Genomic DNA, 543 nt, shown 5'->3' on the forward strand with positions numbered 1-543 from the left:
ATTTTGCGGATTATTCGGGTAGTTTTCTTGTATCGCCTCTGCAATGTATTCAGGATATGTAAAAGCCCCGGAAAGCCAAGAAGGATCAATACCGGATTTCAGGATTTCAGCAACCTTTTTTCTGCCTGGGGAGAAACCGGCTTTTTTACAAGCATTAATAAATTTATCCGTAGTAGTAATTTTTTCATTACCACTACTACTATCTACTTTACTTATATCTTTAATATGGTGTGCAAAATTTTCACAGGTAGTGTGCAAATTTTGCGCAGGTGAAGCGCATGATGTGTGCAAATTTTGCACAGGTGAAGCGCATGATGTGTGCAAATTTTGCACAGGTGGGACAGAATAATTGCAATACCGCCCTGTTGTTTTTTTCTTAATCAGTCCATTGTCGGTCAAAGATTTTAAGGTACTGGCAACCGTTCTGCGGCTCATATTTAAAGCAGAGGCAATATAACCGGCACTGCCATGGAATTCCTTTTTCCCGACATTAGAAAAACTGTAAATCAGCGCAAAAACAAGAAGCCCGTTTCCAGAAAGTTT

The 543-nt window shown here is 39.6% G+C and carries 1 protein-coding gene; it reads right to left on the reverse strand.

Annotated features, from left to right (window positions below):
• Window positions 1–543, reverse strand: a 543-nt coding sequence (locus ACYVRH_RS15140; RefSeq protein WP_461257675.1) for a helix-turn-helix domain-containing protein, incomplete at both ends; no start/stop codon positions are given.

The organism is Treponema sp. R80B11-R83G3 (genome assembly GCF_054786115.1).